The organism is Streptomyces sp. NPDC051452 (assembly GCF_044454765.1).
Classification (GTDB): domain Bacteria; phylum Actinomycetota; class Actinomycetes; order Streptomycetales; family Streptomycetaceae; genus Streptomyces.
The window spans coordinates 133,886-160,490 of record NZ_JBITEB010000017.1; the positions used below are offsets into that span (position 1 = coordinate 133,886).

Here is a 26,605-nt window from a genome sequence, read left to right on the forward strand (position 1 = left end):
CGGCTCACGGACTGACGCCGACCACGGCCCGAGACGGCCCCGTCCCTCGCCCCCGGGCGCCGGGCGGGGCCGTTTCCCGTCGTCCCGCTCGCCCTCCCGCGCCCGACGCCGCCCGTGGGCTCGGTCAGATCAGCCCGTGCTCGCTCAGGTACTCCAGCTGGGCCCGTACCGACAGTTCCGCCGCCGGCCACAGGGAGCGGTCCACGTCGGCGTAGACGTGGGCGACGACCTCGGCGGGGGTGCGGAGCCCGTTCTCGACCGCCGTCTCGACCTGGGCGAGCCGGCTGGCGCGGTGGGCCAGATAGAACTCGACGGCGCCCTGCGCGTCATCCAGGACCGGCCCGTGGCCCGGCAGGACGGTGTGCACACCGCCGTCGACCGCGAGGGACCTCAGCCGCCGCAGCGAGTCCAGATAGTCGCCCAGCCGCCCGTCGGGGTGCGCCACGACCGTCGTCCCGCGCCCGAGGACGGTGTCGCCGGTCAGCACGGCCCGGTCGGCCGGCAGATGGAAGCTCAGCGAGTCCGCGGTGTGCCCGGGGGTCGGTACGACCCTCAGCTCCAGGCCGCCGACGGTGATCACGTCTCCGGCGGCCAGCCCCTCGTCCCCGAGCCGCAGCGCCGGATCGAGGGCACGCACGCGTGTGCCGGTCAGCTCGGCGAAGCGGCCGGCGCCCTCGGCGTGGTCGGGGTGGCCGTGGGTGAGGAGGGTCAGGGCTATGCGCCTGCCGGCCTTCTCCGCCGTGTCCACGACGGTGCGCAGATGGCCCTCGTCCAGCGGGCCCGGGTCGATCACCACGGCCAGGTCGGAGTCGGGCTCGGCGACGATCCAGGTGTTGGTGCCGTCCAGGGTCATCGCCGAGGGGTTCGGCGCGAGGACGTTGACGGCCCGTTCGGTGGCGGGGCCGGAGCGGACCGAGTCCCTGGGCCGGCCCGGCAGGGCTGCTTCGTCGCTCATGCGGGGCCCCCACCGGTCGTCGTCGAAGTCGTCGTCCCGGTCGCCGTCGGGACGTGCTTGGTGAATTCGTCGTGCCCGGGCCAGGACAGGACGATCTCGCCGTCCTGGAGGCGGGCGGTCGCCAGGACCGGCGTCATGTCGCGCGCGGGAGCGGCCGACAGCGCCTCGGCGGCGGTGGCGTACGGGAGGAGCCGGCGCAGGGTGGCGATGGTGGGCGGCATCATCAGCAGCTCGCCCCGGTCGTAGCCGCCGGCCGCCTGCTCGGGGCGGATCCACACCGCGCGGTCGGCCTCCGTGGAGGCGTTCCGGGTGCGCTGCCCCTCGGGGAGGACGGCCACGAAGAACCAGGTGTCGTAGCGGCGGGCCTCGAACTCGGGGGTGATCCACCGCGCCCAGGCGCCCAGCAGGTCCGAGCGCAGGACCAGGCCGCGCCGGTCGAGGAACTCGGCGAAGGACAGCTCACGGGCCACCAGGGCGGCCCGGTCCGCCTCCCAGTCCGCACCGGTGGTGTCGCCGACGACCGACTCCGCGTCGGGTCCGGCGAGCAGGACGCCCGCCTCCTCGTACGTCTCCCGGACGGCCGCGCACACGATGGCCTGGGCGCCGTTCTCGTCCACGCCCAGCCGCTCGGCCCACCACGCGCGCGTGGGGCCCGCCCAGCGGACCCGGCGGTCGTCGTCGCGCGGATCGACACCGCCGCCGGGATACGCGTACGCGCCCCCGGCGAAGGCCATGGAGGCGCGTCTGCGCAGCATGTGGACGACAGGGCCGTCCGGGGTGTCCTTCAGGAGCAGCACGGTGGCCGCGCGCCTGGGGGCCACCGGGGTGAGGGCGCCGTCCGCGAGCGCGCGGATGCGGTCCGGCCACTCCGGGGGATACCACTGACCGTTCGCCATGGCCGGAGGCTATCCCGTATAGGGCGAATGTTCGAGAGGTACCCGAGGTCAGCGGGGCCGTGGCGGCCTACGGGACGAGTTCCACCTGGATCTCGACCTCGACCGGCGCATCCAGGGGCAGCACCGTGACGCCGACCGCGCTGCGGGCGTGCACGCCCTTGTCACCGAGGACGGCACCGAGCAGTTCGCTGGCACCGTTGACGACGCCGGGCTGCCCGGTGAAGTCGGCCGCGGAGGCGACGAAGCCGACGACCTTCACCACGCGCGCGATGCGGTCCAGGTCACCGGCGACGGACTTCACGGCGGCCAGCGCGTTCAGCGCGCAGATGCGGGCCAGGTCCTTGGCCTCCTCGGGCGTGACCTCCGCGCCCACCTTGCCGGTGACCGGCAGCTTGCCCTCCACCATCGGGAGCTGGCCCGCGGTGTAGACGTACACACCGGACCGTACGGCCGGCTGGTACGCGGCCAGCGGCGGTACGACCTCCGGCAGGGTCAGGCCCAATTCGGCCAATTTGGCCTCGACCGCGCTCATGCCTGCTTCTCCCGCTTCAGGTAGGCCACGAGCTGCTCGGGGTTGGGCCCGGGCACGACCTGCACCAGCTCCCAGCCGTCCTCGCCCCAGGTGTCCAGGATCTGCTTCGTGGCATGGACGAGCAGCGGCACGGTCGAGTATTCCCACTTCTTGGTCATGGGGGCGACTTTATCCGCTGTCCCCGGGGGGCCGGACGGACGTCCGGGGCCGCCGGTTCGCGCCGAACACGTGGCCGACTGTGACCACCGTTATCCACAGCCTCCCGCGTGAGTGTCGGCCGGACTGGTTAGGCTCGAAGACGTGAGCAGGCTCCAGGTCGTCAGCGGCAAGGGCGGGACCGGAAAGACGACGGTCGCCGCCGCCCTCGCGCTGGCCCTCGCCACCGAGGGGAAGCGGACGCTTCTCGTGGAGGTCGAGGGCCGGCAGGGCATCGCACAGCTCTTCGAGACGGAGGCGTTGCCCTATGAGGAACGGAAGATCGCCGTAGCTCCCGGGGGCGGGGAGGTGCACGCCCTCGCCATAGACGCCGAACTGGCCCTTCTGGACTACCTCCAGATGTTCTACAAGCTGGGCGGGGCGGGGCGGGCCCTGAAGAAGATCGGCGCCATCGACTTCGCCACCACCATCGCCCCCGGCATCAGGGACGTCCTGCTGACCGGCAAGGCGTGCGAGGCGGTGCGCCGCAAGGACAAGAGGGGACGGTTCGCGTACGACTACGTCGTCATGGACGCCCCGCCGACCGGCCGCATCACCCGCTTCCTGAACGTCAACGACGAGGTGGCGGGCCTCGCGAAGATCGGCCCCATACACAATCAGGCGCAGGCGGTGATGCGGGTGCTCAAGTCGCCGGAGACGGCCGTGCACCTGGTGACACTGCTGGAGGAGATGCCCGTCCAGGAGACCGCCGACGGCATCGCCGAGCTGCGGGCGGCCCGGCTTCCGGTGGGCCGGATCATCGTGAACATGGTCCGTCCGGAGGTGTTGACCGCGGCGGACCTGGAACTCGTGGGCACCGTGGAGCACTCCTCGGTCGCGCGGGCGCTCTCGGCCGCGGGGCTCGGCGGGGCCCGGCGCGGCGGGAACGCCGGGAAGCTGGTGGACCCGCTACTGAACCAGGCCGCCGAGTACGCCGAGCGGTACGCGCTGGAGCAGGAGCAGCGCGCGGCCCTCGGCGAGCTGGGCCTGCCGTCCCACGAACTGCCGCTGCTCGCCGAGGGCATGGACCTGGCGGGCGTGTATGAACTCGCCACCGAGCTGCGGAAGCAGGGGTTGTCATGAGTCCCGACCCGGCCGAGGCCCAGGAGACGCCCCGGCGTCTGTCCCCCACGCGCGCGCTGGACGTCGATCCGCTGCTGGACGACCCCGGGACACGGATCGTGGTGTGCTGTGGCTCGGGAGGGGTCGGCAAGACGACGACCGCGGCGGCCCTGGGGCTGCGGGCGGCGGAGCGGGGCCGCAAGGTGGTCGTCCTGACCATCGACCCGGCCAAGCGGCTCGCCCAGTCCATGGGCATCGACTCGCTGGACAACGTGCCGCGCCGGGTGAAGGGCACCGAGGGCACGGGCGAACTGCACGCCATGATGCTCGACATGAAGCGCACCTTCGACGAGGTCGTGGAGGCGCACGCGGACTCCGAGCGGGCGGCGGTGATCCTGGCGAACCCCTTCTACCAGTCGCTCTCGGCGGGCTTCGCGGGCACGCAGGAGTACATGGCGATGGAGAAGCTGGGCCAGCTGCGGGCCCGGGACGAGTGGGACCTGATCGTGGTCGACACCCCGCCGTCCCGCTCGGCGCTGGACTTCCTGGACGCGCCCAAGCGGCTCGGCTCCTTCCTGGACGGCCGGCTGATCCGCCTGCTCACCGCTCCCGCCAAGCTGGGCGGCCGCGCGGGAATGGCCTTCCTGAACGTCGGCATGTCGATGATGACGGGCACGCTCGGCAAACTGCTGGGCGGTCAGCTGCTCAAGGACGTCCAGACGTTCGTGGCCGCCATGGACACCACGTTCGGTGGTTTCCGTACCCGCGCGGACGCCACGTACAAGCTGCTCCAGGCGCCCGGTACGGCGTTCCTGGTGGTGGCGGCGCCGGAGCGGGACGCGTTGCGCGAGGCCGCCTACTTCGTGGAGCGGCTGGCCGCGGAGCACATGCCGCTGGTCGGTCTGGTGCTGAACCGGGTGCACGGCACCGGCGCCGCCGGGCTGTCGGCCGAGCGGGCGCTGGCCGCCGCGGAAAATCTTGACGACCCCCGCATTGTGGATCAGGGGGACGGGAAAGCTGGACTTCGTAACTCTCTCGACACGTACGGCAGTTCACACACTCCGGCATCCGAGGCCGCAGCCGGTGACACCGCTTCCGAGGAAGGCTCCCCCGCCGACACGGAACGCCCCGTCGACCTGCTCACCGCGGGCCTGTTGAGGCTGCACGCCGAGCGCATGCGGCTGCTCTCGCGCGAGCAGCGCACGCGTGACCGGTTCACCGCCCGCCACCCCGAGGTGGCGGTGGTGGACGTACCCGCACTGCCCGGCGACGTCCACGACCTCGTCGGCCTGCGCGACATCGGCACCCTGCTGGCCTCGGGTGGGACGGAGGAGACCCCGGGCGAGGCGGAGGGACCGGAGCGCACGGAGCCGTCGCGGTAGCGGCCCGAAGGCCGCCGACCGAGGTCGATCGCGCGCGAGCCGATTCACGCGCTGGCGTGCGGACACGCGGGCGCGTGTGGGGGCCGGCCGTGGCAGGGCCTGCGGTACGCGGCGCGCCGTAGGGGCCTGACGTGGGCTGACGGTCGTAGGGGCAGCGGGAGATGAACCGATCGCGGCTCCCCCAGGTGAGGGCCCGATCGACGCGTCCCGTGCCCCGGCGCACCGTTCTCGGCGCCTGGGCCCACTTCGCCTGCTGCTTGAGCTGTGGCTTCAGGGCGCTTCCCCGCCCCTGACCGCGCTCGTCCGCCTGGCGCGGCAGGCCGGTGCGGGCAGGCCGGTGCGACCGGTGATGCCCTCGGCGGACGATGGACGGTGGACGGTGGCGGAAGCGGAAGTTGCCCGGGGCGTATGCCCGAGTGCCCTCAGCCCACCGCCGCGTAGCTCTCGTACACCTCGTCGCTGTCGAGCGGCAGGATGCCGAGGCCCCGCTCGTACTCCAGGCGGGCGGTTTCCAGCAGCCTGCGCCAGGAGGTCACGGTGGGCCGCCTGCGCAGCAGCGCGCGGCGCTCGCGCTCCGTCATACCTCCCCACACACCGAACTCGACGCGATTGTCCAGCGCATCGGCCAGGCACTCGGTGCGTACCGGGCATCCGGTGCACACCGCCTTGGCCCTGTTCTGCGCTGCTCCCTGAACGAACAGTTCATCCGGATCGGTAGTGCGGCAGGCGGCCTGCGCACTCCAGTCGGTTACCCAGCCCATACCGGCGCCGTCCTCTCCCGAATCGAGGCTCCCCCACGGCGGCAGCGGCATATTCACCGCCGCCAGTTGAGGACGTTACGGAAGGTGGGGACAGCGCAACACCCCCTTCGGGCCCAATCTTGAATGGCCCGAACGGACTATGGGTAAGCGGCAGATCACCCGCGGGAGTGAGCTGGCGGCATACGCGACTATCCAGGCAATCCGGGACAGCGGTGGTGCGCCACACCGGACGCCAGGTGACACACGAGGCGGATTCGGACACGTTTTCCACAGAAAAACGGGGCACGTCCGAAACGATTCGGGGTCGTCGGACGTATTGATACGTGGCCGCGGTGCCGTGACAGTTGAGAGCAGCTTAGGCCAAGGCCTGCGCGCGTGTCCGGCGAATGAGAACCTGGGTCCCCCGGTTTGCGGTGTATCGGCGCGGACCGCCGGATTCTCGGCGCCCGCAGGCGTTTCCCGATGCCGCGCTCTCCGACCGGTACGTCACGATCCGGCACCCGAACATCCCGACGGGGAGCCGGTCCCTCGGAACGCTCATGAGTACGGATTAGGCTGCCCCCATGCCAAAGAAGCGCTCGGGCAGTGGCCTGTCGGTAACCCAGCAGGCCGCCAAGTTCCTCGGTGTCAGTGTGCTCGCGGGAGCCGTGATGGCGGGCATCGCGCTGCCCGCGGCCGGCGCGCTGGGCCTCGCGGCCAAGGGCTCGGTGAAGAGCTTCGACGAGATCCCGGCCAACCTGAAGAGCCCTCGGCTCAGTCAGCGCACGGCGATCCTGGACAACCAGGGCGGCCAGATCGCGACCGTCTACTCCCGTGACCGTACGGTGGTCGACCTCAAGGACATCTCGCCTTACATGCAGAAGGCGATCGTCGCGATCGAGGACTCGCGCTTCTACCAGCACGGCGCGGTGGACCTCAAGGGCGTGCTGCGCGCCGTGAACAAGAACGCGCAGGAGGGCGGGGTCGCCCAGGGCGCCTCCACGCTCACCCAGCAGCTGGTGAAGAACTACTTCATCGAGGAGGCCGGCGACGACCCCACCAAGGTCGCCCAGGCCACCCAGCAGACCCTCGGCCGCAAGATCCGGGAACTGAAGTACGCGATCCAGATCGAGGACAAGCTCGGCAAGAAGAAGATCCTCGAGAACTACCTCAACATCACCTTCTTCGGTGAGCAGGCCTACGGCGTCGAGGCGGCCGCCCAGCGCTACTTCTCCAAGCACGCCAAGGCCCTGAACGTGCAGGAGGCCGCGCTGCTGGCCGGCATCGTGCAGTCCCCGAGCCGCTACGACCCGGTCAACGACGAGGCCGAGGCCACCAAACGGCGCAACATCGTCCTGCAGCGCATGGCGGAACTCGGCGACATCTCCCAGAAGGAGGCCGACGAGGCCAAGGGGAAGCCGCTCGGACTCCACCCCAGCCGGCCCAAGAACGGCTGCATCACCGCGGTGAAGGGCGCCGGCTTCTTCTGCGACTACGTGCGCCAGGTCGTCCTGACCGACCCCACCTTCGGCAAGTCCAAGGAGGCCCGGGCGAAGCTCTGGAACCAGGGCGGCCTGACGATCCGTACGACGCTCGACCCGCAGTCGCAGGAGTCGGCGCAGGCGTCCATCAAGGAGCACGTGTACAAGAGCGACTCCGTCGCCACCGCCGCGGCCGTCGTCGAGCCCGGCACCGGCAAGATCCTCGCCATGGGCCAGTCCCGCCCGTACGGCGTCAGCATCAAGGAACACGAGACGTCGATCAATCTGTCCGTGAACCAGGACATGGGCGGCGGCGCGGGCTACCAGCCCGGTTCGACGTTCAAGCCGATCGTCGCGGCCGCCGCCATCGAGGGCGGCAAGCCCGCGACCCAGCAGTACCCGTCGCCGTACCAGATGACCTACCCGAGCCCGGTGTCCGCGTGTGACGGCAAGACCTGGCACGACGATCCGCGCAAGCCGACCAAGCTGGCCAACGAGAACGAGTCGGAGCACGGCCCGTACGGCATGAAGGAGGCGACCGCCAAGTCGGTCAACACCTACTATGTGCAGCTGATCAGCGACATCGGCATCTGCCCCGTGACCGACATGGCCAAGAAGATGGGCGTGGCGCGCGCGGACGGCCGGAAGATCCAGCAGGCCCCGTCGATCGCGCTGGGCACCCAGGAGATGTCCCCGCTGACGATGGCGAGCGCGTACGCCACCTTCGCCTCGCGCGGCATGTACTGCACGCCGATCGCCATCGAGTCGATCACCCAGAAGGTCGGCAGCGAGCAGAAGTCGCTGGCGGTGCCGAAGTCGACCTGCTCGCGCGCGATGTCGGAGAAGACCGCCGACACCGTCACCACGCTCCTCAAGGGTGTGGTCGAGGACGGTACGGGCCAGGAGGCCGGTCTCGACAGCCGCGCGAACGCGGGCAAGACGGGTACGACGGACGAGCGCTTCGCGGCCTGGTTCGTCGGCTACACCCCGAACATGGCGGGCGCGGTGTGGGTCGGCGATCCGCAGCACAAGCGGAAGATGATCAACATCACCATCGGCGGCGTCCCGCACGACAAGGTGTTCGGCGGCGAGGTCCCGGGCCCGATCTGGCGCGACATGATGACCGGCGCCCTGGAGGGCAAGCCCGCGCCGGACTTCCATCTGGTCGACATCCCCGACGACAACAACGACGAGGGCGACCAGGGCGACGGCAACGGTCACGGCAACAGGGGCCACGGCCGGGGGAACGGTGACAACCACGGCGGTCTGATCGGCGGTCTGATCGGTGGCCCGACGGGCGGGGACACCACCGGGGGCGGGCCGGGCGGCACCACGGGCGACGGCGCCGGCGGCACCCTCCCGACGCCGACCTTCTCCCTCCCCGGCAACCTCATCCAGGGCCAGGGCAACGGCGGCAACCAGGGCAACGGCGGGGGCGCGAATCGCAGCGGGGGCCAGCGGGGCTGATCCACCACTGATCTCCGGAATACGGAACACGACGGCGGGGCCGCACCCGGTGAGGGGTGCGGCCCCGCCGTCGTACCGGGCAGGGGTGCGGCCCCGGCGTCGTACCGGTCAGGGGTGCGCCCCGCCGTCGTACCGGTCAGGGGTGCGCCCCGCCGTCGTACCGGGCAGGGGTCAGCGGTCAGCGCTTGCGGGCTGTCGCTCGCCGCCTGCCGCTTGCGGCCGCCGGTGCCGCTCAGCCTTGGAGCAGCTTCTTCACCACGGCGGCGACGCGGCCGCCCTCGGCCTGGCCGGCCACCTTCGGGTTCACGATCTTCATGACGGCGCCCATGGCCCGCGGCCCCTCGGCGCCGGCCGCCTTCGCCTCTTCCACGGCCTGGGCGACGATCGTGTGCAGCTCGTCGTCGGACAGCTGCTTGGGCAGGTACTCGGCGAGCACCTCGCCCTCGGCCTTCTCCCGCTCGGCCTGCTCGGTACGACCGCCCTGTGCGAAGGCGTCCGCGGCCTCCCTGCGCTTCTTCGCCTCACGGGTGATCACCTTGAGGACCTCGTCGTCGGACAGCTCCCGCTTCTCCTTGCCCGCGACCTCCTCCTTGGTGATCGCGGCGAGCGTCAGCCGGAGCGTCGAGGAGCGCAGCTCGTTCCGCTCCTTGATCGCGGCGTTGAGGTCGTCGTGCAGCTTCGACTTGAGCGTGGTGGTCATGCGGTCGATTGTCGCAGGTGCGGCGGCTCGAACGCCCGCCGATTAAAGGGGCGGCCGGTCTCGTCGTACCACCGGGGTCTGACACGATGGTCGTATGCGCGCGCGATACGGAGTACCCCTGGGAATCATGGCGGCAGGCGCCGCCGGAGTGGCGTACGCGGCGGGCTTCGAGGCCCGCTCCTTCCGCCTGCGACGAGTGACGGTCCCGGTCCTCCCGCCCGGCATGCGCCCGCTGCGCGTGCTGCAGGTGTCCGACATCCACATGGTGAGCGGGCAGCGCAAGAAGCAGCGCTGGCTGCGGTCGCTGGCGGGCCTGCGCCCGGACTTCGTGATCAACACGGGCGACAACCTGTCGGACCCCGAGGGCGTACCCGAGGTCATGGACGCGCTCGGCCCCCTGATGGAGTTCCCGGGCGCCTACGTCTTCGGTTCCAACGACTACTACGGCCCCAAACTCCGCAACCCCGCCCGTTACTTGCTGGAGAAGACGAGCGGACGCCACGGCCTGAACGGCAACGCGCCGGCGGTGGGCGTCATCCACAACCCGTGGGAGGACCTCCGCGACGGCTTCGACGCGGCGGGCTGGCTGAACCTGACGAACACGCGCGGTGTCCTCAAGGTCGAGGGCGCGTCGATCGAGCTGACCGGCCTGGACGATCCGCACATCAAGCGCGACCGCTATGCGCGGGTGGCGGGCGGTCCGTCCGGGACGTACGACTTCTCGCTCGGCGTGGTGCACGCTCCCTACCTGCGCGCCCTCGACGCCTTCACGGCGGACGGCTACCCCCTGGTCCTGGCCGGCCACACCCACGGCGGCCAGCTGTGCATCCCCTTCTACGGCGCCCTGGTCACCAACTGCGACCTGGACACGGACCGGGTGAAGGGGCTCTCCCGGCACACGGCCGAGGGCCACACCTCCTACCTCCACGTCTCGGCGGGCTGCGGCACCAACCGCTACACCCCGGTCCGCTTCGCCTGCCCACCGGAGGCGACGCTGCTGACGCTGGTGAGCGAGGACTGACCCGGCGGGGCATCAGCGGTGGTCCCGTCGGCGCCGCCCCCGGGACCTCTCCTCTCCTCTCCTCTCGTCTCCTCCTCTCCCTGTCACCCACCCGGCGTAGTCCGCATGGCCGTGCCCTACCCCCGCTCCTAGCGTGAGGGCATGACCGCCCCCATACCCAGGGAGATCCCGGACCTGCCCGCGGTCCCGGGCCCGCCCCTGCTGCTGCCCTCTCCGGTCCCGGCCACGGCGGTGGTGGCGCCGGTTCATCGGCCCCTGACAGCCGCGTTCCGCCTGCTGACCGCCGTGGCGGCGGCCGCGGGCGTGGCACTGGAACTGCTGCTGGGCACTCCGGGCCGCACCCTGAGCTACTTCGGGATCCAGACCAACGTGCTGCTGGCCATGGTCATGTTCCTGTCGGCGTCCAGGGCCTGGCGGGCCCGCCGCCCGCTGCCGTCCGCCGTGACGGGAGCCGTACTCCTCTACGCCGTGATCAGCGCGCTGGTCTACCACCTGCTGCTGGCCCACACGACGCCCCCGTTCTCCATGTCGGGCGCGACGACGCTCCCGGAGCGCTGGCACGTCGCGTGGGGGGCGCTGCAGCTGCTGCACACGGTGGTGCCCGCGGCCGCCCTGCTGGACTGGCTGGTCTTCACGCCCAGGGGCCACCTGCACCTGCGCCAGGCCGCGAGCTGGCTTCTCTACCCCCTGGCCTACCTGGCCTTCTCCCTGATCCGGGCAGCCTTCCTCCCGCCCTCCGACCCGGCCCGCTACCTGTATCCCTTCCTGGACGTGACCGCCCACGGCTACCGCCACAGCCTGGCCAACGCCCTCCTCCTGGGCCTCGCGATGTACGCCCTGGCGGTCCTCCTGGTGGCTCTGGACCACACCCGCCCGACCCCGGCCCGCCACCGCCTCTAAACCGGATTTCGTCTACAGGCACCGGTGGGCTAAAGTAAACGTCGTCGCCGCGACAAGCAGCGACATCGGGGTGTGGCGCAGCTTGGCAGCGCGCTTCGTTCGGGACGAAGAGGTCGTGGGTTCAAATCCCGCCACCCCGACGCTGGTCAAAGCCTGGGAGGGTAGTTTTACCCCCCAGGCTTTGTCGTGCTCGGGGGCCAAACGGGGGGCCAAAGGTTTCTGATCAAGCCTCGCAGGCGGTCGCCTCACGACGCTGAGCAAAGATCACGTCCATGGCTTCCGCGCCCTCGGTGATGACCGGCCGGAGCTGCTTCCGGTAGACGGCCTCCGTCGTCGCCTGACTGGTGTGCCCGACGAGCTGCGCGATGCGCTCCAGCGGGATGCCATGGTCCGAGAGCAGCGAGACGAAGCTGTGCCGCAGCTCGCGCGGCGTCCACTCAGGTACCAGCCCCGCCTTCTTGACGATGGCCTTGAAGTCACGCCGCACGTTGGCCGCGTCCAGCGGTTCACCAGACCGCGTCGTAAAGACGCGGCCGGCCGGACTCCACTCCATACCTCGGGACGCCCTCTCCTGCTTCTGCCACCGCTTGTGTTCTTCGAGGACGTCGACCACCTGTTTCGGCAGAGCAATGGTCCGCCGGCTCTTCCTGGTCTTGGTCTCGCCGTGCTTGCGCACCGATCGCCACACGGCGACGTGAGGCGGGGTGCCCTCGTCCGTCTCCAGGAAGACGTGATCCCAGGTGAGGGGTCGCGCCTCCTCCGTTCGTACGCCGCTGAGAAGCGAGAGCACGAGGTAGGCGTACAGCCGCGAAGGGCGAGCCGCGGCTAGCACGGCCTCCGCCTGCTTGAGGTTCAGGGCTTTACTCGGACGCCCCGGCCGTCCTTCCGGAGCGGCGACCAGCACAGCGACGTTCCGCGCGGCCTTGTCCCTGCGCTGAGCCTGCTCGATGGAACGGCGCAGGATGGCGAGCAGGTCGCGGAGACTGCGCGTCGCCAGAAACTCGGCCCTGCCGTCCAGCCAGTCATCGACGTCGTCCGCACTGAGGTCTTTCAGCTTGGCTTTGCCGATGAACGGAATCAGATGCTTGTTGGCCATCGAACGGTTCTTGCCGATGGTGCCCTTCTCGTCGCGCCCCTTCAGGCCGCGCTCCAGCCAGTCATTCACCGCATCGGTCACGGTGTAGTTGGCTGGTGTCTTGACGCCCGACTGCACTTCCTTCTTCAAGTCCCGGATCTTCTGGCGGACCTCGGTCTTGGTCTTGCCGTAGACCTTCGGCCGTCGGCGCTTACCGTTCGGGGCGTACCCGAGGGACACGGCCCCCACGAAGCGGTTCTTCGCCGCGTCCCAGTAGATCGTGTCTTCACCGTGGCCAGCCCTGCGGACCTTTGGCGTCTCGGTCATGTGGTGTTCTCCAAACGAGCGGGCCGCGCCCGATGGCGCGGCCCGGTGGATGCGAACGAACGGAGGTGAGTCAGGCGGCGGCTTCTGCCTCGCGCTTAAGCAACTCGACGTACTGCGCGATGTACTCGGGCGGGACAAGCCGCCGACGGCCGATCCGAACCGTCTGGAGACGCCCAAGGCGGATCTCCTCGTAGACCAGCGAGCGACCGATGCCCAAGGCCGCCGCTGCTTCTTCTGGTCGGTACAACACCCGCTCAGCGGGAGAGGCAATCGTGATGGTCATCCGGGGGTGCCTCCTGGGCAGTTCGTCTTTGCCTTCGAGGGTTGGACTCGGGACCTTGGCACGCGTCTGTCCGAGGTTCGCGTTTCTGCGTCATCGCGTCACTCACGTCATCTGTGCCTCTGACCTGCGGCATTCGGTGACGCGGGCAGCTCGGCGCGTGTCACCGGGCGGGGCGGCGCTCTGTCACCCGTGACGCGGGTGACGTCGGATGACGCAGGTGTCGGCCGTCCGCGTCATCCCTGTAGCCACTGGTCAGGGGCCGGTTTCGGGCGGCTGGTGACGTGGGTGACGCAGCGTCTCCTCTCTTAGGAAAAAGAGAGGGGTGGTGTCTGTGGTGGTGTGGTGTCGCTCAGCACGTGAAGAAGGAGCCGCTTCGCGGCGCGACTTGTGCAGCGGCGGCAAGCCGCCGGAACAGCAAGAGGAGCACCGCCCGGGCGCGGGGTGCTCCTCTTGCTTGTTCGGTGTCCCACCGGGTGGCGCGGGTCAGAACGCCGCTTCCTGCTCGTGCGGGAGCGTGAGCGGGGTGCTGCGGGTCATTTCGATGTAGCGGGCCGTTTTGGTGCGGCCCCAGTCGATGAGGACGCCGCGTGCGGCGAGGGTCGGCTGTAGCCGCTTGAGCCGGTCGGAGAGCACCTTGCCGGTGGTGGGCCAGCCTTTGGGCAGGGGACGGCACTCTTCGCCGCTGTAGAGGCCGGTGAGGCAGTGCAGCCACTCGGAGGACGTCATGCGGACTTCCGCGCCCGCGTCGAGTCCGGCCGCGTGCTTGAGAACCGTCTGCGCGAGGAGGTCGCCTTCGATAACGTCGTCGTTGAGGTCATCGAGGCTCGCCCGATACGCGGTGAGCGAGCCGAAGCCGGTGGCCGCATCGAGCTGCGCGCACAGGTGCGCGAAGTCCGCCATCCGAAGATCGGTGGGAGTCTCCGCCTGCGCCGCCCGCACCTTCACTGTCAGGTCCAGCAGGGAGCCGAGGACGACCGGCAGAATCTCCGCATACTCCGCCCACAGCTCTGCCTCGGTGCGCCGTACCCGGGGCCGCACGAGACGCAGTGGGAGGAGGCGTTCGGCGAGGTCGGGCCGGATGACGCCGACGTCGATGCCGGTCAGGAGCATGGGGCGCCGGTAGCGGGAGCGGACGACATCCCCGTCGGTGAACAGCGCGCGCTTGATGCTCTCGGCGCCGGTCACGATGCAGCACATGAGGTCCGACAGGTCCGGGGGCAGGTGGGAGAGGTTGTCCAGGGCGGTGACCCAGCCGGCGGCCACGGCCGTGATCATGTTCTCCTCGTCCTTCGGTGCCCGGCGCAGGTCACCGCTCATCCCTTCGATGATCCGCACGAGCATCCGGCCGCCGGTGGACTTGCCCGCCCCTTGGGGGCCGGTGAGGAACGGCGCGGGCACGGGCACGGAAGGTTCCAGGCAGCCGATCAGCCAGGCGATGGCCAGGCACTCGGATTCGGCGCTGGCGAAGTTGCACAGGCGCAGCAGGAGATCGATGCCCTTGCCGTTGGTGTCCTGGGCCGGGAGGGGGAGTTCGCCGGTGAGCTGGGTGCGCCGCCAGCAGACTTCCTGCGGGTCGGGGGTGAGGATGTTCCAGCCGGTGGGGTGGATGCGGACGGACTTGCCGTCGTCGCGGCCCAGGTCGAGCCAGGTCGCACCGTCGAATCCGGGCGCGACGCGGATGTGGGTGGGCTGTACGTCCTCGGTCAGGGCGAGTGCTTCGATCAAGTCGAGTGCCTCCTTGAGTGCCGTGCCGTTGAACACGCCGATGCCGTCCCTGTACATGCCGACGATGAGTTCCTGCCGGTGGCTCCCGGTTGTGCCCTGGGAGCGGATGGGTCGGGCGACGGGGTGGCCGTTGCGCTGCGCGTACACGGTCCCGTCGATGGTGCGGAAGTACCGGAAGTGCGCTTGCGCGTAGTCGGTGATGATCTGCCGGGCCGGAGTCTTGTCGTCCTCGGCCATGACTCACATCCCCAAAGTCGTCAGGGCGTTGGTCCACGCGTCGGCGCAGTGCCGCAGGGATTCGCCCTTGGCCTGCGCGGCGTTGAACAGCCGGGTGACATGAGCGTCGGTGAGGCAGCCACACCGGCCGTGCGTAGACAGCACCGCGAGGAACGTCCGGTACACGGTCGCGTGCACGGCGCTGCGAGCGCCGGTGATCCGCTGCACAGCCATGGAAATCCCGCGCTCCAGGTAGGTCGGAGTGCGGTGCGGGCACTCGCCCCCATGGCCCCTCAGAGGCACTGTGCGGCTTTGTGGCGCCCTGCGGGGCGGGGCCGGTTCCCTTACTGCCAACGCGCGGACAGCGTCCGGCAGAGGAGCTGTGACGCCCGTGCCGTTTCCCAGGCAACGGGCATATCCCATAAGGGACTTGATGTCGACGCCGGGCCGTACGCCGTTCGAGGACGGCATGACGCCCCGATACACCCAGTGCTCGCCCCGCGTCGTCGCAACAGTGCGGGTGGCGGGCAGGGTCTCGCGGGCCCACGCGACGGCCGCCGCGTTGTCCAGGTCAACCACCGTGAGCCCCGTGCCACCGGGGTGGTAGGCCACGGCCGCCGCGTGTCGCCACGCCGACACCCAGGCAGATGAGGTGAGCACGTGCGGGTCGGTGGTGGCGGCGGCCCAGCCGTGGCACGGCCGCGGGCAGCCGCAGGGCCCCGGTGTCTTCATGTTCGGCCGGCCGCCGCAGGCGTTCAGCGCGCAGGCGGGACAGTTCCCGAACGGCAGCTTCCCCCGGCGCAGGGGAAGCACGGGCACCCCGTCGGCGGCCAGGCGTAGCGCGGTGCGCAGGTGCTCGCTCATGCCGCCACACCCAGGGCAGTGAGCCGGTCGTCGAGGAAGGCGCGGCCGAGCCATTCGGTGTAGGCGGGAGGCAGGGCCTCGCGTAGGCGGAGGTGGTCGGTGGACCAGTCGATGCCCTTGGCCTGCCGGATCTCCGCCACGGTTGCTTTGCCGCCGCCGGCGCCGTAGGCGGCGACGTAGGGGCCGTCGTGGTACTCGCCGTGCCGCCATCCGCGTACCCGTCCGCGGTGCCTGGGGTGCGCGGGTTGTACGGCTGTCCAGCGGCCGAGTTCGAAGTAACGGTGCATCAGCACGGCGAGGCCGAACTGTTCCCCACACAGCCGGATGTCCTTACGGACCTCGGACCCGGCGACGTTCTCGATCACGTACGGCCGGCCCGTGGCTTCCAGCGCGGCCCGGGTCGGGGCGATGAGCCTCGGGTAGGTCCGGCCGATGACCGCGTTGCGCCGGGCGTTCGTGCCCTTGGTGGGCGCGCCCTCTCCCTGGCAGGGGGGCGAGGCGTGGATGAAGTCGAATTCGTGGCCGTGGGCGCGGATGAACTCGATCGCGTCGCCCTGGTGGAAGTCGTCACCGCAGTAGTCCGGTTGCGCTTCCCTGTCGACACCGACGATGCGGCAACCGGGGAACGCGAGCCGGTACCCCCGTGTCGCGCCGCCGATGCACGAGTAGGCGTCCAACACCGAGAAAGTGCTGGGCAGGGCGCGCGCTCGCCGGATGATGGTGGGTTGCGTCATGCTGGATGTCTCCAGTTCCTTGACGGGTTCTGGCTGGCAAGGGCGGCCCCGGTTCTTTGGCGAGATGCGGGGGCCGCCCTTGGCGTAGCTACTGGTGGTTGGCGAGCCAGCGCGAGTACTGCTGGCGAACGTAGGCGCGAGGAGCGCAGATCACGTCCGGCTCGTCGAGGTCGAGCAGGGCGAGGGCCGCCGCGTCGGCGGTCACGGTCGCGTCACCCGGCGTCTCTCGTTCGTCCAGGAGGGCGATGCGGTCGAGCAGCGCAGCTTTGCGCAGGTAGAACTCGCGTCCCAGCGTGGTGAAGCACGGAGTCTCGGCGAGGGTGCGGGCGGTCCAGCCGATCTCGCTGTTGATACTGGGGGCCTCGGCGTAGGCCTGCTCTGGGGTGGGCCAGGGCGTGGCGTCCGTCGGGGGTGTGTTCTTGTGGGCGGCGCGGACGTAGAGGCGGTTCTTCGTGCCGTCGCGGGTGGGGTAGACGCTCACCGTCCCGGCGGTGAACGCCCGGTCGAGTGCGGCGACCACGTGGCCGGTGTCGTCGGGGGTGCAGATGATCCGGATCTCGAACACGGGTGTCTCGTCTCTTTCTCAGCCGTGGAAGTGGTTGCGCTTGAAGACCGCGCGGCGGATATTCACCGTGGTCCCGGCCTTGTGGTGGCCCTTACCGGTGAGCACCTGGACAGCGATGAAGCCGCCGAAGATGACCGCGGCGAGGATGATGAGCTGTTGCACCAGCGCGGCGAGCGCGGTGATGAACGCGGTGAGCAGCAGTAGTCCCCCGCAGACGGCGAGGAAGCCGACACCGCCGAGGGCGACGTTGACGGCTGCGCGGGAGACGACCGGCTTCGCTGCGACCGGTTCGGGCCGGGCGTGGTTGATCGCGTAGCCGGTGACGACTCGGCCGTCCGGCAGGACCACGCTCGCGACCGTCGGCACCCCGTCCGGCTGGACCGCGACTACGGGTGCCGGGATGACCGCGGCGGGGGTGATGGGGGACGGTTGGTGGGCGTCGACGATCCGGCCGGCGGGTGCGTGGTGGGTGGGTTCGGGGGACATGTGGAATCCCTTCCGGTGGTGGAGCAGGGAGGCAAGAAGACCCCCCGCCGGGGGTGCTGGCGAGGGGGGTTTCGGGGGTCTGACCTGCGCGCCTCCCTAACTCCCTGATAGATCATTCGTGCAGCTCAGAGCCAGGGAGTGGGGGCAGGGAGGCGTTCAGGGAGTTCTCCCTGCCTCCCTGCCCCGTGTCGGGTTGGCTCCCTGTCATCCGGCGGTGGAAGCGGAACCGTCTGCGTCGCGGTTGGCGAGGGCGCGGGCGACGCGGTCACGGCCGACGACCATGCGGCCGTCGGACTTGTACGGCTCCGCGCCGGCGTCCTCCAGCACACGCTTGAGGTCCCCGGGGGTCCACGCGCCGTAGGCGTCCTCGCTGAGCGCGGAGAGCCGCTTGAGGACGTCGGCGGTCAGCACACGGGAGGCGGTGCCGAGGACGGAGGCGATGTCGGCGAGGGCATCACGGGTCTCGCCCCGCTCGATCACGGTGAGGGTGGTGACGCCATCGCGCAGGGCCTTGGCACGGTCGATGATGGCCTTGGCCGCGTCGTCATCGACGTAGTGCGTGCGGACCGTGATGGACGACTGGCCCTTGGGAATGTCGATGCCGGACGACGCGACAACGAGGGTGCCCTGATCCAGACCCGGGCGCAGCAGGTTCGGCGCGGCGCCGCCGTCAACAGCCTTGTCGCCCAGCGCCATCCGGGCCTGCGACTCGGTGCCCAGCGCGAGGGAGGCGCGGGTGTGGGCGCCCTCGCGCACGAGCTTGGGAAGGTTCTGGTCGGTGGGGTCCTGGGTGCCCTGCCACATCAGGACGTTCACCGCACGCCCCTGGTTGTGGATCTTGCGGACGGCCATGAAGTAGCGGGAGGTGGCCTTGGAGCCGCCGTAGTAGCGGCCGTCGTCGTCCTTGACCGGGCACATGAAGGCGACCTGTGCCTCGTCGACCAGCACGATCAGCGCGGGGAAGACGGTTCCGGGCGGCGCCATGAGACGGCGGTTCATCTCCTCCACCGCGCCCTCGACCATCTCCGTCACCTGGATGACGTGCTCATCGGTCGGCCCCTGGATCAGGGTGCGGGCGAGGCCGTCGAACATGGCCCAGTCGCCCACGCCTTTGAGATCACCCATGAGGAACTGCACCGACTTGTCCAGCGCGAGCCACAAGGCCAGGGACCGCAGGGCGACGGTCTTGCCCTGGTTGGACAGACCCGTGATGAGCAGGTGCCGCTGATACAGGCTCAGGGCGGCGGCATCCCCGCGCAGGTCCTGCCCCCAGGGGGCGCGGCCCTTGGCGTAGTCGGCGGTCATCGTGTCGTCCGTGACCAGCGGGGAGGGGCCGATCGGCTCGTCCAGCGCCCCGGAGTCCGCGATCCACAGGCGCACGGTGCGGGCGGCCGGCGGGATGGTGATGAACACTTCGTGCTCGTGCCGGGAGAGGTTCTCGGCGAGCTTGCGCCGCCGGTTTTGCACCTCGATCGTGGACACCCCGGACGGCAGGGTGACATCGACTTCCACCCCGCATCCGGCGATCGTGATCGGGGACAGCATGGAGGCGCCGGCGTCGCCCATCTCCTTGATCGCGTTGCGCAGTGCGGGCACGCCGAGATCCCGCAGGGCCTTGACCACGATCGAGGGTGTGATCGGTTCCCCGTCGCCAGTGCGGGCGTTGGGCGGGAGTGCCCACTGCGGTGCGGCTTTCTGGTGGGCGCCGACCGACCACAGGGCGAGCAGCAGGAGGAACGGGCCGAGGGTGAGGGCCGGGCCCCACACCACTCGCACGATCGTGATCATCAGGTTGATGAACTTGACCACCGCCATCAAGGGCGTGACCACGTCGGACGCATCCTTGGTGGCTACCGCCATGGCGATGCCGAGGAGGACCAGGCCGCCGATGCCCATGCCGGTGCCGACGGCCGCGCCCTTGGCCGCGTCCAGCGGGGAGTGGAGCAGGTCCATGCGGCGCCGGTGGCGGGCCTCGCGGTAGCGCTGCCCGCGCTCTTCCCACTCGGCAGCCGCTTCCATGTTCCCCGCGGCTTCCGCCGTGCGCATGAACCGTTCGTAGCGGGCCGCGGTGCGGCCGTCCCATGCCCTGCGGCCCACGATCTTCGCGCCGCCGACGACGTAGAGGGAGTGCCGGGCCACGGCGCGGGCGGAAGCCCTGGTGTTCTCGTGGGTGACCGCCAGCTTCAGAGCGCGGCCGGAGCGCACCCATCGCGGTACAGGGAGTGCGGCCGGCGGATCGGGGACCACGGTCAGGGTGGTGACCGGGGTCGGCTCGGGCGGCTCGGGGTCCTTGAACAGGGAGACGATGGTGCTCATGGCGGAGTACTCCTGACTGCCCCCAGGCGTGCTGGGGGGAAGTGGTGGGTGTGGCGGGCCCGGGGCTCGATCCGTCGAGCGGAGAGCCACCGGACCCGTGCAGAAGGGAAAGGGGTGTTCGTCAAGCGCCGAAGCGAGTCAGGCGCGCGGTCACCACCAGCGGGATGCCTTCTTTGGCACGGTGTAGGGGTGGCCGTTGATCATGTGGTCCACGCACTGCGGGCAGTCCTCACGCGGTCCCAGCTTGCGGTGAATGGACTTGTCGTAGGCGTGCTGCCAGCACTGCGGGCACTGCCCGGGCGGCGTCTGTGAAGCGGGCATGGTCACCACCACCCGGACGACTTCTTGGCCGCCCGCGCCGAGGCGGCCTCGTTCACGACCCGCTGTCGCTCCGCCTGGAGCGCGGCGACCTCGGCGACCAGCCGTGTTTCGGCGGACTGCCAGGCGGTCTCGATCTGCCGCTCGGCGCGGCCGGCGCTGTTGCCGCGGGCGATGCGGTACGAGCCGCCGGCCAGCGCGGCGAGCACTGCGCGCCGTTCGCGGCCGTCGAGCGGCCACATCTCCCGGTTGCGGACCGCATCGAGTTTGCGGCTGGTCTGCTGGATGGCCTTGTCCAGGCGTCGGGTGTCGGGCTTGCCCATGTCAGGCACTCCTCAGGGCGGAAGGGGGTTCGGGGTAGGCGCACGGGGTGCACATGCCGAGTGAGGGCGGGATGACATAGCCCGCGTCACGGCGGCACTCGGGGCAGATCCGGCGAGCGCGGTTGGCATTGGCCAGCGCCGCCCACCGGGCCGACGTCATCGGCCGCACAGGCTTGGCCAGGTCGACCAGGTACAGGTGGGCGACCAGCGGGGCCCGGCGACGGCGCGGCCGTTCGAGTTGCGCCGCCACTTCCTGGCCCCCGGGGCGCAGTCCGCGGGCCCGGAGTTGGCGGCGGGTGGCGTATCCGTCCGGGGCCAGATGCCACCGGAACACCGGCAGCGCGCCCATCAGGCGGCCGCCACGCGCTTCCAGGCGGCGCGCAGGCGGACCTCGGAGGCGGAGTGGCCGGCCGCACGGAACCGGGCGGCCATCTCCCGGTAGGACAGGGCTGGGGTCTGGCTGATGCGGATCTCATCCACCAGCGCATCGAGTGCCGCATCGGTGAGCGCCGGTGCCGGCTCCAGCGCCGGCACCGGCTCCGTAGGCCCCCACACGGGCAGTTCCCAGCGGGATGCGACGTCGGGCGTGACGGGGGCCGTCACGCAGGTCAGTGCCCTGCCGGTGCCCTCACCCTTGCGGGCCGATTCCAGTTCAGACCACGCGTGGGACAGCCGCTTGGCAGTCTTGGACTGCACCCGTGCGACGCGTGCCCCGGCCGCCGTCACGGCGTCGAGGCGGGTCTCCTCGGTGGAGGCTTCGGCGCGAAGCCAGGCGCGGGCAACGGCAGCGTCATCGCGGGCACTCTGCTGAATCTCACGGATCTGGTCGAGCGCGACCGTGGTGAGCGCGGTGCGCTCCCACAGCCCGTGCACCAGCCACAACGCCTTGGCCGCGATCGGCAGCCAGGCCACGGCCAGCCACGCGCCCGCAGAATCGCCGGCGGTAAGAGCATGGACGATCAGAACACCGGTCGCGACGGCACCGAAGGCCCAGCCGATACCGGTCACCACCGGGTTGTGGTCGCCCTGCGCGGCCAGGCGCCGCTCGTAGGCGAGGGTTGCGAGCCAACCGCCGTCGATGCCGAGACCGACGACCAGCGCGACGGGCCAGGGCACCGCGGTGCCCAGCCATATAACGACCACGGCCAGAGTGAGAACCATGGATACCGCCGTCATCGCAACGGCGGGCAGTACGGTCTTGCCTTTCACGCCGCACCCCCGGGCAGCGTCACCGCGGCGTTGCGGTTGGTCAGCGCCGCCCGCTCCGCCAGCACCCGGCGACGGGCCCGGCGGATCCGACGGGCGTCCAGCTCGGACGGGATGCGGTCCAAGGTGATGATGTGCGCGTCCAGCAGCTCGACTTCCGCCAGGATCAGCGGCATCTCACCCTGGATCGCGTGCAGCTCCCCGTTCGTCGGCTCCATGAACTCGGCGAACGCGGTAACAGCGTCCTGAACAGTGACGATGTGGTCCATTGGGTCGTGTTCCTCTCGAAGGGTGGACGGCCCGAACAGCACCCCCGGAGTTGCCGCTCCGGGGGTGCGCGCCGTTGGAGTCGGACTCCGGCTCCCCGCGCTCCCGTCCGTCCAGCACCGAGCAAGGCGGGCCGTACGGACGGGAGAGGCAGCCGGCCGCAGCGCCCCAGCGCTGCGAGCCCAGGCAAAGGACCGGAAGAGAGCTGATCGGGGACCGCCGGCCGGTCCCCCCGGCGGCGCCTTACGTATGTCGTCGGCTCACACCGACCTCCCGCACATCGCAGGAACACGGCTTCATCGATGCGCCGTTCACGGTGCACCGGTCCCGAGCCGGATGATCGGGTGCGTCATCATCACTGCTCTGACGCCAGCAGGGCGGTCTGCACTGATTCGGTGCAGGACGGCGTACCGCCGACGGCATCACCCGGCCGACGCGGGGGCGGTCTCACTCTTTCCGCCACGTGCATTAGGGCCCCGCTGTGCTTCTCCCCACCCAAAGCTGGGTGGCGCCTGCCAGACGCGTAGGAGGAGAGCCACGTGCGTCACGGTGGTCTGTCCCCGGGCCCTCGCCCTAGACACCTGCCGCAACCGCCGCTCTCGCGTCAGCCCTGCACGATCACTCTTCTGTTCTCAAAGACGCCCAGCTCAGGGCTGGTAACGGGCCTGAGCGTTACCGCACAGCTCGACCCTTCACCACCTGGCCAACTTGGCTAGCCTGGTTGCGATGGACACAACGTAGCCAGCATGGCTAGCCATGTCAACACCTGGCTGTCCTGGCTGTCTCGATGGCCTGCCGGGGCCGTAGCATTGGGGCATGACCTTCACGCCCGAGCCTTTGGATCCCGACGACAGCCGGCCCCCCTACGAGCAGGTGGCGAGTAGCTTGAGTGCCGCCATCCGCACAAAAAGGCTCGCTCCGGGCGAAAAACTGCCGTCGCACAGCAAACTGACCGAGCTGTACGGATTCGCTCGGGCCACGATCCAGCGAGCCCTTCGCGACCTTGAGGATGAGGGGCTGGTCGTTTCACGGAAGGGAAGCGGGGTCTTCGTTCGAAACAGGACCGAACGCCCTGCCGGACTTCGCCCATACGTGGAGCAAGCGTTCACGAGCCAGAATGTATCTATCGACTTCGCCGGTTTTTCGAGCGAAACGCTACACGCGGCCCTTCAGGATCCGATCGATAAGATTCGGGTAGGTCGACTCACCCCAGCAAGCATCACGATCCGCATTTTGGTTCCGGATATGTTCGTGCCGCAAGCGGCTCCGGTACTGAAAACCGACGGCGCCGATGACCCCCGGCTTCGAATGCGCATGCACGACTTGATGGTTGGTTTCACGCGGGGGATTTCCAATCAAGTCCACGAGCTGAGCCTTCTTGGACTCGTACCCGAGACCAAAGTTCAAGTCCGAGTGCACAGCGGGACCCAGTTCTTCAAACTCTATGTGATCAATCAAGAGGACGCGTTCTTCGGGTACTACCCGATTCGACCCAACAAGGTGGTCGTGCAGGGTGAGGCTGTTGAGATCTTCGACCTGATCGGGCCGGACGCCACCTTGTTTCACTACTCCGTGAACGAGGGCGAGACGTCTAGCGGAGCCCAGCAGGTAGACCAAGCCAGGATGTGGTTCGACAGCGTCTGGACCACCATCGGAAGGGATTTCAACCCTGATGGTAAGTAGGCAACTACTGGAAGCTGTCCAAGCCACGGAGAGCGTCTTCTTTGACTTTGACGGCCCCATCTGCGATGTCTTTTCAGGAATTCCAGCTTCCGAAGTCGCTAGAAATCTTGTCGAGACGATGCGTGAGTTCAGTCACGAGGTCTCGAAGGAGATGGAGGGGAAGGACTTCATGGACGCTCTCCGCCTGTCTCCACAAGGCGGAGAGCGCGCACTACGAGCCGTGGAAGAACGCCTCATCGAGTCCGAGCTTGCGGCTGTCAAAGCGGCCGGCGAGCCGACACCGGGTGCTGTTGCTTCACTCGAAGCAGCCAGAACGTCCGGACGGACCGTAGCAATTGTTAGTAATAACTCGGCAGAGTGCGTGCAGAAATACCTTGCTGAACATCACCTGTCATCTCTCGTGCAGGAAATCTCCGGCCGTCCCATCTATAAGCCACACTTGATGAAACCCGCGCCCTACTCCCTACTAAGGTCTTCCGGTCTCTTGGGCGTCGCTCCAGAACGATGCACACTCGTGGGCGATTCAGTGAGCGACGTAGAGGCAGCCGTCGCGGCGGGGGCCCGGTCCATCGGCTTTGCCAACCGGGAAGGCAAGGATGTGTCCCTGGCCGACGCCGGGGCGGATGCGGTGATCGGTTCCATGGACGCCCTCGCGGAGGCACTCGCGAAATGCCCTGGTCGGTAGCCAGGTGGGCGTAGGCCAACGCGTACGCCAATGTCGGCGCACAGTGGCTGCCGACAGCGAGCGGTCACGACACCATGACCCCGCCAGACCGCACCAGGACGCGGCCTGAAAAGCGGAGGTCGTTGGGCGGCGGCCGTCAGGCCCGCCCGTGTGCCTCGCGGGAGGCTGGCGGGGGCGGGCCGACCCGAGTGCGTCTATGCGGTCAGAGCTTCCCTACCTCATCAAGCCGCTTGTGGTCTGACCATTCGGCTGATGTGATATGTGCATAGAACGCGGGTTTGGGAGGCAACCCTCAAGGAAAATCGGGGCGGACCGCGAAATTGTACGGATTCCGAAGAACGGATCTGTTGCCGCGTTTCTCCAGGCTTCCCGTCACCTCAACCGTAACTCCGCTGTAGTGGGCGCGAGTGGCCAGGGAGTAATCAACTTCGGCCAGCTCTAGCCAGATGCGACGTAGGCGGTTATTAACTCGGTCTTCGATAATTCCGGCAACGCTGACTTCTCCCGGACCGAAAGCCCCCTCCCTGTGGAGTCTGACCACGGCGCCGACGATCGTAACGTCGTCTTCTGGTGCGGTCGCCCGCATTTCTTTCGCGGCATCACGCAGGACACTTACCTGATCTCGACTCAAGATGATGGGAGCCGTCGGTGCCACTGGACGCGACAGTGCCCATGTAGCGTCGATTTTCGCTTGGCCACCTTCCTTAGTGGTGAATCCTGCTAGCGCCTCGCAGAGATTTGCATTAACTCCGCATTCGGCTCGTCGAGTGAATGCCTCGACCCCCTCGCTACTTTGAATTACTTCATTCGCGGCCCCGAGTGCTTCCTTAGTGGCCTCTCTGAGTTTGAGTGAAACGGATCGCTCAAAAGGTTGGCTAGCCTGCCTTACTAGCGGGTCGTCCACTTCGATCTCGGTCTGACCGATTCGGCCGGGTACGGGAATATAGGCGGTCAGGATGTAACTGCCCTCAAAGGTAGGGCCAAGTCTGACGGATCTCATGAAATCAAGTGCCTTGGTGGGCTTGCGCGCTGGCTGCACCACTCGGGCCTGAGGTGCGGCGGTCAAGACCGCCCCTGAGAGAACCCATTGCTGTAGACTTTCGAAGGCTTTGACGCCTTCTTCGATTGGAGTAGTCCCCGGATCCGCATCGGGGTCCGTGTGGATGTAATGGACGTCAGCATCTGAAACGGAAATCTCCAGCGAAATCTTTGCCTCGCTGCGTCCTTCGGCGACGGACAGAGTCTTCAACAGTGTCGCAACATAGGAAAGATAGCCCCGCATTTGGCGATGACGAGGGATGAACGCTTCGTAAGCGTGGTCCTGAGTGACCCACAATGTGCCGCCGCGCTCCTCGTGTGAGATCCACCCATGGCTTGTTAGATAGAGGGAGATGCGGCGTGGATCGCTTGCTTGAGTGAATTGAAAGCCGCCGGGTTCAATCATTACACCGCTTCCCTCCCCTGAAAAATCTCTCCTGTAACCAACTGGGTCAGGGTGTCAACTGTCAGAAGATTCTGACGCGGGACGTGCACCCTCTTTGTGGATTGCATTTCAGGGTCAATCGGGTCGTGATCCATGATGTCGACCCAGTAAATGGCGTGCTGGAAGTTGCTAGATGTGTGAGTTGAGAGCACATACTCGGCCTTCGTGGCTGGTGTATGCACGAGGAACAGGTAACGTCTAGTCGGAAGATCTATGCCCACACAGCCGATCAAGTCGTTATAGTTTTTTACGGGAATCGAATAGGAGAATGAATCGCCCACGTAGTGGGGGTTACAGCAAGATTTTACCTGCGCCTCAATAAGTGGATAGCGCATAGTGCCAACGGCACCGGGGAATCCGATTTGAATGTCGACCCCGTCCGTATCAAGGGCTCGTTTGCCGGGATTCAACCCCGCAGCGCAAGAGAGCGCCCAGACAAGCCCTTCGGCGAAGTGGCCTTGCCAAACCTCGCTCTGAAATCCCACCACCCAGCGCCCCCTTGCCGCACTTCGCAGCTCCGCTCCTCGCTCGGCCATGGTCACGGAGGATGAGCACTCAGCGCAATGGGGGCAGCACGCACTGAACGGCAGTCGACGTATTTTACCCCGGTATGTTGCAATAACATGCCGTGCCAGCATGGCATCAGTGTGACTTCTGGCGTACCTGATCGCCCGCTAGCGGCGGACGAACCTTGCCGGGCCCCATAGACGATCGACGC

28 protein-coding genes and 1 tRNA gene are annotated in these 26,605 nt (G+C 68.7%); 8 read left to right on the plus strand and 21 right to left on the minus strand.

Features of this window, described 5'->3' with window-relative positions; all coding sequences use genetic code 11:
• Positions 1-124: 124 nt before the first annotated feature.
• The 4 genes from ACIBA9_RS31130 to ACIBA9_RS31145 form a co-directional block, all read right to left on the minus strand.
• Positions 125-955, minus strand: coding sequence for an MBL fold metallo-hydrolase (locus tag ACIBA9_RS31130; RefSeq protein WP_399368238.1), 831 nt, complete (start codon positions 953-955; stop codon positions 125-127).
• Complete coding sequence (locus ACIBA9_RS31135) at positions 952-1,851, minus strand: NUDIX hydrolase (RefSeq protein ID WP_399368240.1); 900 nt, start codon at positions 1,849-1,851, stop codon at positions 952-954. Before ACIBA9_RS31135 ends, ACIBA9_RS31130 begins: the two co-directional genes overlap by 4 nt.
• A 67-nt stretch (positions 1,852-1,918) precedes the next feature.
• Positions 1,919-2,383: a RidA family protein gene (locus tag ACIBA9_RS31140; protein WP_362150133.1), complete on the minus strand. Its 465-nt coding sequence runs from the start codon at positions 2,381-2,383 to the stop codon at positions 1,919-1,921.
• A complete protein-coding gene (locus tag ACIBA9_RS31145) occupies positions 2,380-2,541 on the minus strand; it encodes a DUF4177 domain-containing protein (RefSeq protein ID WP_362150130.1) in 162 nt (53 codons plus the stop codon). Before ACIBA9_RS31145 ends, ACIBA9_RS31140 begins: the two co-directional genes overlap by 4 nt.
• Before the next feature lie 142 nt (positions 2,542-2,683).
• On the opposite strand from ACIBA9_RS31145, the gene ACIBA9_RS31150 reads away from it, so the two are divergent.
• Positions 2,684-3,661, plus strand: a complete 978-nt coding sequence (locus ACIBA9_RS31150) for an ArsA family ATPase (RefSeq protein ID WP_399368243.1) — start codon at positions 2,684-2,686, stop codon at positions 3,659-3,661.
• A complete protein-coding gene (locus tag ACIBA9_RS31155; RefSeq protein ID WP_399368245.1) occupies positions 3,658-5,022 on the plus strand; it encodes an ArsA family ATPase in 1,365 nt (454 codons plus the stop codon). Before ACIBA9_RS31150 ends, ACIBA9_RS31155 begins: the two co-directional genes overlap by 4 nt.
• A 422-nt stretch (positions 5,023-5,444) precedes the next feature.
• Here the strand turns inward: ACIBA9_RS31155 and wblA are convergent, their stop codons facing one another.
• A complete protein-coding gene (gene wblA / locus ACIBA9_RS31160) occupies positions 5,445-5,783 on the minus strand; it encodes a transcriptional regulator WblA (protein WP_399368342.1) in 339 nt (112 codons plus the stop codon).
• 563 nt (positions 5,784-6,346) lie between these two features.
• Between wblA and ACIBA9_RS31165 the strand changes: the two genes are divergently transcribed.
• On the plus strand, positions 6,347-8,710 hold the full coding sequence (locus tag ACIBA9_RS31165; protein WP_399368247.1) for a transglycosylase domain-containing protein: 2,364 nt from the start codon (positions 6,347-6,349) through the stop codon (positions 8,708-8,710).
• Positions 8,711-8,942: 232 nt separating this feature from the next.
• Here ACIBA9_RS31165 and ACIBA9_RS31170 read toward each other — a convergent pair whose 3' ends face one another.
• On the minus strand, positions 8,943-9,410 hold the full coding sequence (locus ACIBA9_RS31170; protein ID WP_399368249.1) for a GatB/YqeY domain-containing protein: 468 nt from the start codon (positions 9,408-9,410) through the stop codon (positions 8,943-8,945).
• Between the two features lie 94 nt (positions 9,411-9,504).
• Here ACIBA9_RS31170 and ACIBA9_RS31175 point away from each other — a divergent pair, with 94 nt between their 5' ends.
• From ACIBA9_RS31175 to ACIBA9_RS31185, 3 genes are all read left to right on the plus strand, one after another.
• On the plus strand, positions 9,505-10,431 hold the full coding sequence (locus ACIBA9_RS31175) for a metallophosphoesterase (RefSeq protein ID WP_399368251.1): 927 nt from the start codon (positions 9,505-9,507) through the stop codon (positions 10,429-10,431).
• Between the two features lie 141 nt (positions 10,432-10,572).
• Complete coding sequence (locus ACIBA9_RS31180) at positions 10,573-11,331, plus strand: Pr6Pr family membrane protein (protein ID WP_399368253.1); 759 nt, start codon at positions 10,573-10,575, stop codon at positions 11,329-11,331.
• Positions 11,332-11,397: 66 nt separating this feature from the next.
• Positions 11,398-11,471, plus strand: a tRNA-Pro gene (locus tag ACIBA9_RS31185).
• Between the two features lie 83 nt (positions 11,472-11,554).
• Here ACIBA9_RS31185 and xerC read toward each other — a convergent pair.
• The 13 genes from xerC to ACIBA9_RS31250 form a co-directional block, all read right to left on the minus strand.
• On the minus strand, positions 11,555-12,733 hold the full coding sequence (xerC, locus tag ACIBA9_RS31190) for a tyrosine recombinase XerC (RefSeq protein WP_399368255.1): 1,179 nt from the start codon (positions 12,731-12,733) through the stop codon (positions 11,555-11,557).
• Positions 12,734-12,803: 70 nt separating this feature from the next.
• Positions 12,804-13,016, minus strand: coding sequence for a helix-turn-helix domain-containing protein (locus ACIBA9_RS31195; protein ID WP_399368257.1), 213 nt, complete (start codon positions 13,014-13,016; stop codon positions 12,804-12,806).
• 483 nt (positions 13,017-13,499) lie between these two features.
• Entirely contained in the window at positions 13,500-14,978 is a 1,479-nt protein-coding gene (locus tag ACIBA9_RS31200) for an ATP-binding protein (protein WP_399368259.1), read from the minus strand.
• 3 nt (positions 14,979-14,981) lie between these two features.
• Entirely contained in the window at positions 14,982-15,821 is an 840-nt protein-coding gene (locus tag ACIBA9_RS31205; protein ID WP_399368261.1) for a bifunctional DNA primase/polymerase, read from the minus strand.
• Positions 15,818-16,555, minus strand: a complete 738-nt coding sequence (locus ACIBA9_RS31210; RefSeq protein ID WP_399368263.1) for a DNA methylase — start codon at positions 16,553-16,555, stop codon at positions 15,818-15,820. The genes ACIBA9_RS31205 and ACIBA9_RS31210 overlap by 4 nt, the downstream gene beginning before the upstream one ends.
• An 88-nt stretch (positions 16,556-16,643) precedes the next feature.
• Positions 16,644-17,120 (minus strand): hypothetical protein, encoded by a 477-nt coding sequence (locus ACIBA9_RS31215; protein ID WP_399368265.1) that lies wholly within the window; start codon positions 17,118-17,120, stop codon positions 16,644-16,646.
• 18 nt (positions 17,121-17,138) lie between these two features.
• Positions 17,139-17,606, minus strand: a complete 468-nt coding sequence (locus ACIBA9_RS31220) for a hypothetical protein (RefSeq protein WP_399368267.1) — start codon at positions 17,604-17,606, stop codon at positions 17,139-17,141.
• A gap of 204 nt (positions 17,607-17,810) precedes the next feature.
• The gene (locus tag ACIBA9_RS31225; protein ID WP_399368269.1) at positions 17,811-19,922 is read right to left on the minus strand and encodes an FtsK/SpoIIIE domain-containing protein; all 2,112 of its coding nucleotides are present in this window, start codon (positions 19,920-19,922) and stop codon (positions 17,811-17,813) included.
• A gap of 150 nt (positions 19,923-20,072) precedes the next feature.
• Entirely contained in the window at positions 20,073-20,243 is a 171-nt protein-coding gene (locus tag ACIBA9_RS31230; RefSeq protein ID WP_399368271.1) for a pRL2-8, read from the minus strand.
• Positions 20,244-20,245: 2 nt separating this feature from the next.
• Positions 20,246-20,563 (minus strand): hypothetical protein, encoded by a 318-nt coding sequence (locus ACIBA9_RS31235; protein ID WP_399368273.1) that lies wholly within the window; start codon positions 20,561-20,563, stop codon positions 20,246-20,248.
• A 1-nt stretch (position 20,564) separates the two neighbouring features.
• Entirely contained in the window at positions 20,565-20,912 is a 348-nt protein-coding gene (locus ACIBA9_RS31240; RefSeq protein WP_399368275.1) for an RRQRL motif-containing zinc-binding protein, read from the minus strand.
• Complete coding sequence (locus ACIBA9_RS31245; RefSeq protein ID WP_399368277.1) at positions 20,912-21,772, minus strand: protein spdB; 861 nt, start codon at positions 21,770-21,772, stop codon at positions 20,912-20,914. Before ACIBA9_RS31245 ends, ACIBA9_RS31240 begins: the two co-directional genes overlap by 1 nt.
• The gene (locus ACIBA9_RS31250) at positions 21,769-22,038 is read right to left on the minus strand and encodes a DUF6284 family protein (RefSeq protein WP_399368279.1); all 270 of its coding nucleotides are present in this window, start codon (positions 22,036-22,038) and stop codon (positions 21,769-21,771) included. Before ACIBA9_RS31250 ends, ACIBA9_RS31245 begins: the two co-directional genes overlap by 4 nt.
• Positions 22,039-22,852: 814 nt before the next feature.
• Between ACIBA9_RS31250 and ACIBA9_RS31255 the strand changes: the two genes are divergently transcribed.
• On the plus strand, positions 22,853-23,719 hold the full coding sequence (locus tag ACIBA9_RS31255) for a GntR family transcriptional regulator (protein WP_399368281.1): 867 nt from the start codon (positions 22,853-22,855) through the stop codon (positions 23,717-23,719).
• The gene (locus ACIBA9_RS31260; protein WP_399368283.1) at positions 23,709-24,404 is read left to right on the plus strand and encodes an HAD family hydrolase; all 696 of its coding nucleotides are present in this window, start codon (positions 23,709-23,711) and stop codon (positions 24,402-24,404) included. Before ACIBA9_RS31255 ends, ACIBA9_RS31260 begins: the two co-directional genes overlap by 11 nt.
• 292 nt (positions 24,405-24,696) lie before the next feature.
• Here the strand turns inward: ACIBA9_RS31260 and ACIBA9_RS31265 are convergent, their stop codons facing one another.
• Both ACIBA9_RS31265 and ACIBA9_RS31270 read right to left on the minus strand, forming a co-directional pair.
• Positions 24,697-25,848, minus strand: a complete 1,152-nt coding sequence (locus tag ACIBA9_RS31265; protein ID WP_399368285.1) for a hypothetical protein — start codon at positions 25,846-25,848, stop codon at positions 24,697-24,699.
• Positions 25,848-26,423, minus strand: a complete 576-nt coding sequence (locus ACIBA9_RS31270; RefSeq protein ID WP_399368287.1) for a DUF4365 domain-containing protein — start codon at positions 26,421-26,423, stop codon at positions 25,848-25,850. The genes ACIBA9_RS31265 and ACIBA9_RS31270 overlap by 1 nt, the downstream gene beginning before the upstream one ends.
• Between the last annotated feature and the right edge of the window lie 182 nt (positions 26,424-26,605).